General features: G+C 46.2%; 6 protein-coding genes and 1 pseudogene. All 7 read right to left on the reverse strand.

Annotation, left to right across the window (positions count from 1 at the left end; translation table 11 throughout):
* Positions 1-71: 71 nt before the first annotated feature.
* Complete coding sequence (gene uxaC, locus QVF11_RS21490) at positions 72-1478, reverse strand: glucuronate isomerase (RefSeq protein ID WP_287859114.1); 1407 nt, start codon at positions 1476-1478, stop codon at positions 72-74.
* 90 nt (positions 1479-1568) lie between these two features.
* Complete coding sequence (locus QVF11_RS21495) at positions 1569-2846, reverse strand: TRAP transporter large permease (RefSeq protein WP_112214303.1); 1278 nt, start codon at positions 2844-2846, stop codon at positions 1569-1571.
* Positions 2837-3316 (reverse strand): TRAP transporter small permease, encoded by a 480-nt coding sequence (locus QVF11_RS21500; protein ID WP_112214304.1) that lies wholly within the window; start codon positions 3314-3316, stop codon positions 2837-2839. Before QVF11_RS21500 ends, QVF11_RS21495 begins: the two co-directional genes overlap by 10 nt.
* A gap of 48 nt (positions 3317-3364) precedes the next feature.
* Entirely contained in the window at positions 3365-4348 is a 984-nt protein-coding gene (locus QVF11_RS21505; protein ID WP_287859115.1) for a C4-dicarboxylate TRAP transporter substrate-binding protein, read from the reverse strand.
* Between the two features lie 364 nt (positions 4349-4712).
* Entirely contained in the window at positions 4713-6176 is a 1464-nt protein-coding gene (locus QVF11_RS21510; protein WP_287859116.1) for a mannitol dehydrogenase family protein, read from the reverse strand.
* Between the two features lie 231 nt (positions 6177-6407).
* A complete protein-coding gene (locus QVF11_RS21515; RefSeq protein WP_287859118.1) occupies positions 6408-7784 on the reverse strand; it encodes an MFS transporter in 1377 nt (458 codons plus the stop codon).
* A gap of 43 nt (positions 7785-7827) precedes the next feature.
* Positions 7828-8007 (reverse strand): annotated as a pseudogene (locus QVF11_RS21520) (hypothetical protein); the annotation flags it as partial.

The following is an 8007-nucleotide window of genomic DNA, read 5'->3' on the forward strand; positions in this document are numbered from 1 at the left end:
GATGCGTGATCTGATCCTTCAACTCAGCAAAAGTTCGATTTATTCAACAAAGCCCTGCAGATGCTAAAAAATCAGAATCTGAAGTAACGCTCAGCATTATCATGACAAATATTTCTGACCATCCGGGATAAAATCTCCTGATCGTCAGGCACTTCTCCGCAGGTAACCCAATCACCAATAAGGTTACAAACAATTCGTCGGAAATAGTCGTGGCGGGTATAAGAGACAAAACTACGCGAATCCGTAAGCATACCGACAAAATGCATCAGCAACCCCTGATCGGCCAACGTATTTAACTGGTTCTCCATACCGCGACGGGTGTCGTTAAACCACCAGCCGGAACCCAACTGCAAAGGCGATTTCACACCATTATCCGCCGTCTGAAAGTTGGCCATTGTCGAGGCGACAATATCGTTATCATTGGCGTTAAGATTGTAGAAAATGATTTTTGGTAATGCACTATTGCGTGCCAGAGCATCGAGAAACTGGTTCAGATGTACCGCAAGCAGAGACTGATCCAGTATCGAGTCGAACCCTTTATTTTGCCCTAAACGTGAGAACATCGTACTGTTGTTATCACGAATCGCCCCGAAATGAATTTGCATCGCCCAATCACGCTGCCTGTAATGGCGGGCTAAAAGAAGATAGATCGCACTGTTTAAGCTCGTCTGCTCATCTGTGGTTAGTTTTTTTCCTTGCCGTTTTCTGCAAAAAATTGACTCTACTTCTGACTGCGTTGCGCAATTCCAGCAAATAAACTGCGGCCCATGATCGGAAATACGGCAACCGACCTGATGGAAATGGTCAATACGCTGACCTATAGCTTTATCAAAATCATTAAACGTCCTGATGGCAAAACCGCTGACCTGCGAGAATCTGTCAATAAACAAGCTAAACGCATGGGTATCAGCGACGAAAAGCTCATCGGGACGAAAAGTCGGTAATACTTTCACTTCAAAGTTGGACTCATTCTTTAACTGCTGATGGAAGTGCAAAGAGTCGAGTAGCGAATCCGTGGTGCAGATAACTTCAACATTCGACCGCTTAATGAGTTCTCGAGGTGAAAACTCTTTTTGGCCAATGAGCGCATTGCAGTGCGCCATGATTCTCTGCCAGTTCTGGCTGTTTAGCGTTTCTTCACAACCGAAATAGGCATGCAGTTCAAGATGCGTCCAGTGATATAACGGATTGCCAAAGCAGGATTCGACCGTCAACGCCCATGCGCGGAATTTTTCATCTGCACTGGCATCACCAGTAATATATCGCTCATCAATACCGTTGGCGCGCATCGCTCGCCATTTATAGTGATCGCCCGCCAGCCATAGATCTGCTATATGGTTGAAAGATTTATTTTCATAAATATCTCTGGCATCAAGGTGGCAATGATAATCAATAATCGGTAACGATTTTGCCACCTCATTGTAAAGTTTCACACCGGGTGCATTGTTGATCATAAACGAAGCGTTAACTAGCGGCATACATAACCTCAAATAATATGAAAAAGTAAGACCGTAAATACCCAATTTACGGTCTTACCCTATGTTATATACTATTGATGCAATCAAGATTTACATCAGCGTCTGCGGCAGGAACAAAGTAATAGACGGAAAGATCACCAGCATCGCAATGAATACAAAGAATGCGATCAGATAAGGAATTGAAGCTCTGACAAATGCGACCGTACTGCAGTTTAAGATCCCGCAAACGGTATACATACAGATCCCCACAGGGGGTGTATTGGCTCCCAATAGGGTCAGTACCACAAAAACCAAACCGAAATGTATCGGATCAAATCCAGCCTCAACCGCAATGGGTAATAGAATGGGGGTCAGGAGCAATATAATAACACTACCATCAAACAACATCCCCGCAACCGCAATTAAAGCCAATAGCAGGACCAGAATACCATAACGATTTTCCGTAATCTGGATAATGGCCTCGGCGAGCTGCTGCGGAATTTGATCGAGAATAGTGATATGTCCGAGAATCGCCGCAGACATAATCAGCAACATAACGACGCCGATATCGCTAATGGTTTCCTTCAGAACTTCCCATAATGTGGCGTTATCAAGGGCTTTATAGACATAGCGGCCAATAACAAAGGCGTATAAAACAATAAACGCGCCTGCTTCCGTGGTAGTAAAAATACCCAACCGGATAACAACAATTAAAACAACCGGGAACATAAGCGCCCAGAAGCTATTTTTAAAACTCAGCCAAACCTCTTTCCTGTTTGGTAACGAAGCCATTTCCGGTTTAATATTGATGCGCCGGGCAAGAATATAGTTTGTCACCATAATAATGATAGTTAGCAGCAATCCCGGAAAAATCCCGGCAATAAACAGTTTTCCAATGGAAACGTTGCCGACAAAACCATACAAGATCAGCAGGATACTCGGTGGAATGGTCGCTGTAATCAACGAACTAAACGCAATAACCGCGGCGCTAAACGCTTTCGGATATCCGCGAGCGACCATCGGTAAACCCAGGACGCGCGCCTGCATTGCCGCATCTGCGGTAGCTGAACCAGAAACGCCCCCCAGCAAACACGCCAAAAGCACGTTGATCTGCGCCAGACCACCGACCATCCATCCCGAGATGATACGGGCAAAATCGAGTAGACGATGGGTAACACCTGATTTATTCAGTAAATTCCCAACAAGGAGAAATAATGGTGTTGCCAGAATAGGAAAAGATTGAGTCGGCGCGGAAAATTTTTGAAAAGCAATACCGACTGGCAAAAAATCAGCGGTAAAAAAATAGCTCAGGCTGGATATCGCAATAACCATCCCTACCGGCATGCCAACAATCAATAACACCACAAACAGGGCGACGGTTAAGAGCATATCTCGACCTTATTTTTTTGCTGTTTTTCCTGACAACCGCCGAATAAAAACTCCAGCGAGGTAAAAAGCATGAGAAGACATCCAGTAGGTACTGCGCTATTCAACCAGGCCAGTGATAACTCAGTAACCGGCAGAACCTGAAGATGAGTGGTGATAACGAAGTTAAAACCGTACCAGACGCCACATAATAAAAAACCAAGAATAATAATTTCATTCCCCCACAGACATACTCTTTTTAATTTTTGCGGAAAAAAATTGGCTACGGCATCAATACCAATATGGCGGCGAACCTGGAAAGCGTAATCAATAGCAAACATACTAATCCACGCGAAAATTACCATGGCAATTTCTAACGACCAAATAAGAGGATGACCGATAGCTCGTCCCACGCCTCCGGCAAGAATAATGATAACGATCGCAACCAAGCCAATACGCGCAAATGCGAGTTCAAACTGGCGAAAAACTTTCATTTTTAACCTCAATGCTGCGAACGGGGGCTATTCACCCCCGAGGTAATTTTAGTTAGTAACGCTTTTTACCTGTTCAAGTGCAGATTCCAGACCCAGTTTTTTCGTGACATAGGCGCAGGCATCAACAAAAGGCTTAACATCAACTTCAGAAACCGTCATTCCTTTGCTCGCCATATCCGCCAACATGTTATCTCCGGCGGCAATAGTATTATCGGAAGCGATATCGCCGTTCTTCTGTGCCTCTTCTTTCAGGATTGTCTGCTGTTCAGGCGTTAACGTGGATAACCATTTTTCTGAAACAATAATGCCGGTCATTAAATGTATATGGTTTGTTTTAGTGATGAACTTTGTGATTTCATACAATTTAGAACCATATACCGCAGTGGGTTGCGCCTCAGCGGCATCAACGACGCCAGTTTGAATAGATGAGTAAATTTCAGACCAGGATAGAGGCGTTGGCGCGCCACCCATACACTTAATCGTTTCGATGGTTACCGGCGCTTCCAGTGCACGAACCCTCACGCCGGATAAATCTTCAGGTTTCTGTACCGGTTTCTGCGTCACCAGCATACGAGCCCCCTGATACCAGTTAAATGATAGAGGTGTGAGTCCTGAATTCTGCGCCATTTTTTCACTCCATTGAGCAAAAACAGGGCTATTAATAAAGGTTTTAATCGTCTGGTAATCTTTAAAAACAAAAGGAGCGGGAATAATAGCCATTTCTGGCACAAATTGCGCCAGACGGGCACCATCAACGATAACACCAACGTTGCTTCCCGCCTGGGCATGCTGCAACAGTTCGTTATCAGCCCCAAGCTGTCCGCTCGAAAACAGTTTTATTTTAATATCACCATTAGTGCGCGACTCAACGTTTTTCTTAAAGGACTGCAATCCCTTGTAGATAGGGTCATCAGGAGATAAAGAGGTACTTACGTTTAGTGATTCAGCCCCATTACATACGCCAACGATCAATAACGGCAGTACACAGACTGTTTTGGCCAACCATTTGCATTTATTATTTAAATCACGCATTCCTGCACCTTTTCTGATTGATTAGATATCGTTCCATGCCAATTTACCAGCAATCATCATGCGGGATTTAATCACCAGACCTACTACCATACAAGTTGGCGTTATTAAAAAACCATCAATGATCACACTAATATAGATATATATTTGGCACACTAATCGAGAAGGATGTTGAAATAAGAATGATGAATTAATTAATCATACAGTGTGAGCACAAATATTATTTAATACTCTCTGCAGAGTCTTTGTTCCGCATCTGATGAAAGCAGAGCCGGATCTAAAATCAATAATGGGAAATCCAGGCAGGATACATCGTAGGATTGCGAGCGATAATGCCGCCAGTAAGGCGGCATCAGAATGGAGAAATTTAGTTGGCCTGGGCCCACGCAGCAACGGTGGCTTTTGCGCCGCGCTTTTGCAGCGCTAAATAGGCGTTAGTGACCGCATCTACGAAGCGACCTTCCTGTACCAGAGTCTGACCGAAAATGGCTTCAATACCCAGCAATGCCTTCACTCGCCCTTCACCTTCTTCGCTGTTGCGCACGGTCTCGGCAATCACCAGCAGCAACGGGTCAGAAATTTCAATTGCCTGTCCCTGGTCATCAACGCCGCTGACATAGCGCATCCAGCCCGCAACGCCCATCGCCAGCAGAGTAAAGTCGCTGCCATGTGCCAGATGCCAACGAATCGAATCCAGCATGCGCTGTGGCAGCTTCTGACTACCGTCCATCGCTATCTGCCAGGTGCGGTGCTGCAATGCCGGATTGCTGTAGCGGTCGATAAGTAAACCAGCATAACGTGCAAGATCAACGCCCTCTACTTTCAACGTCGGAGCCTGTTCATTCAGCATCAGTACATGCGCGGCACGGCGATAGTTGTCGTCCAGCATACAATCATTAATATGCTGATAACCAGCCAGATAACCCAGGTAAGCCAGGAAGGAGTGGCTACCGTTGAGCATACGCAGCTTCATTTCCTCAAACGGCAGCACGTCAGATACCAGTTCAGCGCCCGCCTTTTGCCATTCAGGACGACCGGCAACAAAGTTATCTTCAATAACCCACTGGCGGAACGGTTCACAGGCGACACCAGCAGGATCGCGCACGCCGGTGAGTTGTTCAATTTTGTCCAGCGTATCCGCTGTAACGGCCGGGACGATGCGGTCAACCATCGTGGATGGAAAGGTAACATTGTGCACAATCCATTCAGCGAGTTCGGCATCAACCGCTCGGGCATAGGCACAAACGACATTACGCATCACGTGGCCGTTTTCCGGCATATTATCGCAGGACATGACGCTAAATGCGGCCAGCCCAGCCGCCTTGCGTCGTGCCAAAGCTTCCACAACCACACCCGGCGCTGATTTTGGCTGATGCGGATTTTGCAAGTCGGCGACAATCAGCGGGTGATCCAGCTGTAGTTCACCGCTCGCTGGGGAGTGGCAGTAACCTTTTTCAGTAATGGTCAATGAGACAATGGCGACCTGCGGTTCACACATTTTCGCCAGCACGCTTTCCAGACTATCCACCTGGGCGTGCATTGCCTGCTTCACCACGCCGACAACGCGAGCAGTCCAGGCATCCGCCGACATCTCGGCGACGGTATACAGCAAATCCTGCTGTTGCAGGTCGGCAATCTGTTGCTCGCCGCCGATTAAATTCACTTCGGTATAACCCCAGTCGCTGCCGTGTTCTGTTGCCAGAATATCGGCATATACCGCCTGGTGGGCGCGATGGAATGCGCCAAATCCCAGGTGGACGATACGCGGAACGAGCCGGTTGCGATCGTAAGAAGGCAGCGTGGCATTAGCTGTTAAAAGCGTGTTTTCCATGGTGACTCTCATTTTATGATGTTCAAAAATCCATTCTCGATAAGAATGGCTCAGTGATATAAACCATCTCATATGATTGGTATAACACCTTTGATTTTCATCAACTACCATACAAGAAGATAACGTCGTTATATATTCAGCATATTTTGCATGAAGGGATAGAAAATGCCGGGCTAAAAGCCCGGCAGATTTTTATTTACAACTATCATCAAGGTGCGGACTCTATGGAACTCAAATATATTGTCCGTTGCCGACCGTTTTTTTCTCTGGCGTACAATCTGCGGCATCATTGAGCAAACTCAAATCACGGTCGCGGACTTCTGGCATCAGAATGGCAGAAATTAAACCAATGATTGAATAACAAACCAGCATAATAACGATGGGCATCCATGAGCCGGTCATATTACAGAAAATACCAGCCAGTACGGGACCAAACCCTACTGCAACTAAGCCGCCCGCCTCTTTCGAAATCGCCATACGGGTAAAGCGATTACGGGAACCAAACAGCTCGGCCATGGTAATATTTTCCAGAGCAAACAGACCTAACACCGCCACATTATGAATCACAATCAATGACGCCATAATAGTGCTTGCGCTATAGCTCTTATCTACAATTATCGACAGCATCGGGTAAGCCAGAATAATCGCCGAAATATTGATGATAATGTAAGGTACGCGACGACCTATTTTATCTGATAGCCATCCCAGAAAAGGAATAGTGATAAAGCCAATAACTGAGCTAATCATTAATGCGTCAGTTGGTATACCTTTATCAAACAATAACGTTTGTACCAGATAACCTGCGAGGAATGTTTGCAGTAAGCCGGAGTTACCTGCTTGCCCAAAGCGCAGACCCGTCGCCAGCCAGAAGGACTTGCTTTTCAGCATCGCACCGAGGGTGTTCTCACTAGCCGCAGTCTCTTCCTGTAAAACATTTTCTTCACTAACCTTTTCAAATACTGGACTTTCTTTCAGGTTCAGACGTAACCAGATAGCAAAAATCATCACCACAACGCTTGCCAGGAACGGAACACGCCATCCCCAAGCGACGAGCTGTTCGCGGTCCAGTACGAAGAACATGAACGCCCAGATGGCCGTGGCGCTTAACGTTCCGCAGTTGGTTCCCATCGCAACCAGCGACGAAATAATACCGCGCTTACCTTTTGGCGCATACTCTGCCAGCATGGTACCCGCTCCGGAAATTTCAGCCCCAGCGCCTAATCCCTGAACGATACGTAAAGTGACCAGCAATATCGGCGCTAAAATACCGACCTGTGCATAGGTTGGCAGAACGCCAATCAGGGTGGTACAAATCCCCATCATGGTGATAGTAATAAACAGGACTTTTTTACGCCCTATACTGTCACCCATCTTACCAAAAAAGAATGCCCCGACGATTCGCGCAATATACCCTGCGCCATAAGTCCCCATTGCCAGAATAAGCGCCATGGCAGCAGATTGTTCAGGGAAAAATATTTCATGAAAAACCAGCGCCGCGCCAAGAGAATAGAGCTGGAAGTCCATAAACTCCAGCGCGGTACCTAACCAACCAGATACGGCTGCACGAATGAGATCTGATGTTGTTCTCTCATTTTTAACTGTAGTCATAATGATTATCTCTAATTGTAGGATATAGAGTCCGCACTCGTAATTATTGCCCGAAGGTTAATAAAACCTTACAGCAACGTTTTCTGTCATTCTCAAAAAGTTCCAGTGCATCAACAACATGTTGATACTCAAATTCGTGAGTGATCAGCTCCTCTGGATTAATTAGCCCTTGGGAAGGTGCGAATAAGCAGGTCATTTCTTCCCAAGCTGACTCGCTGATTAA

This window comes from Klebsiella sp. (genome assembly GCF_027492335.1).
GTDB lineage: Bacteria > Pseudomonadota > Gammaproteobacteria > Enterobacterales > Enterobacteriaceae > Klebsiella > Klebsiella huaxiensis.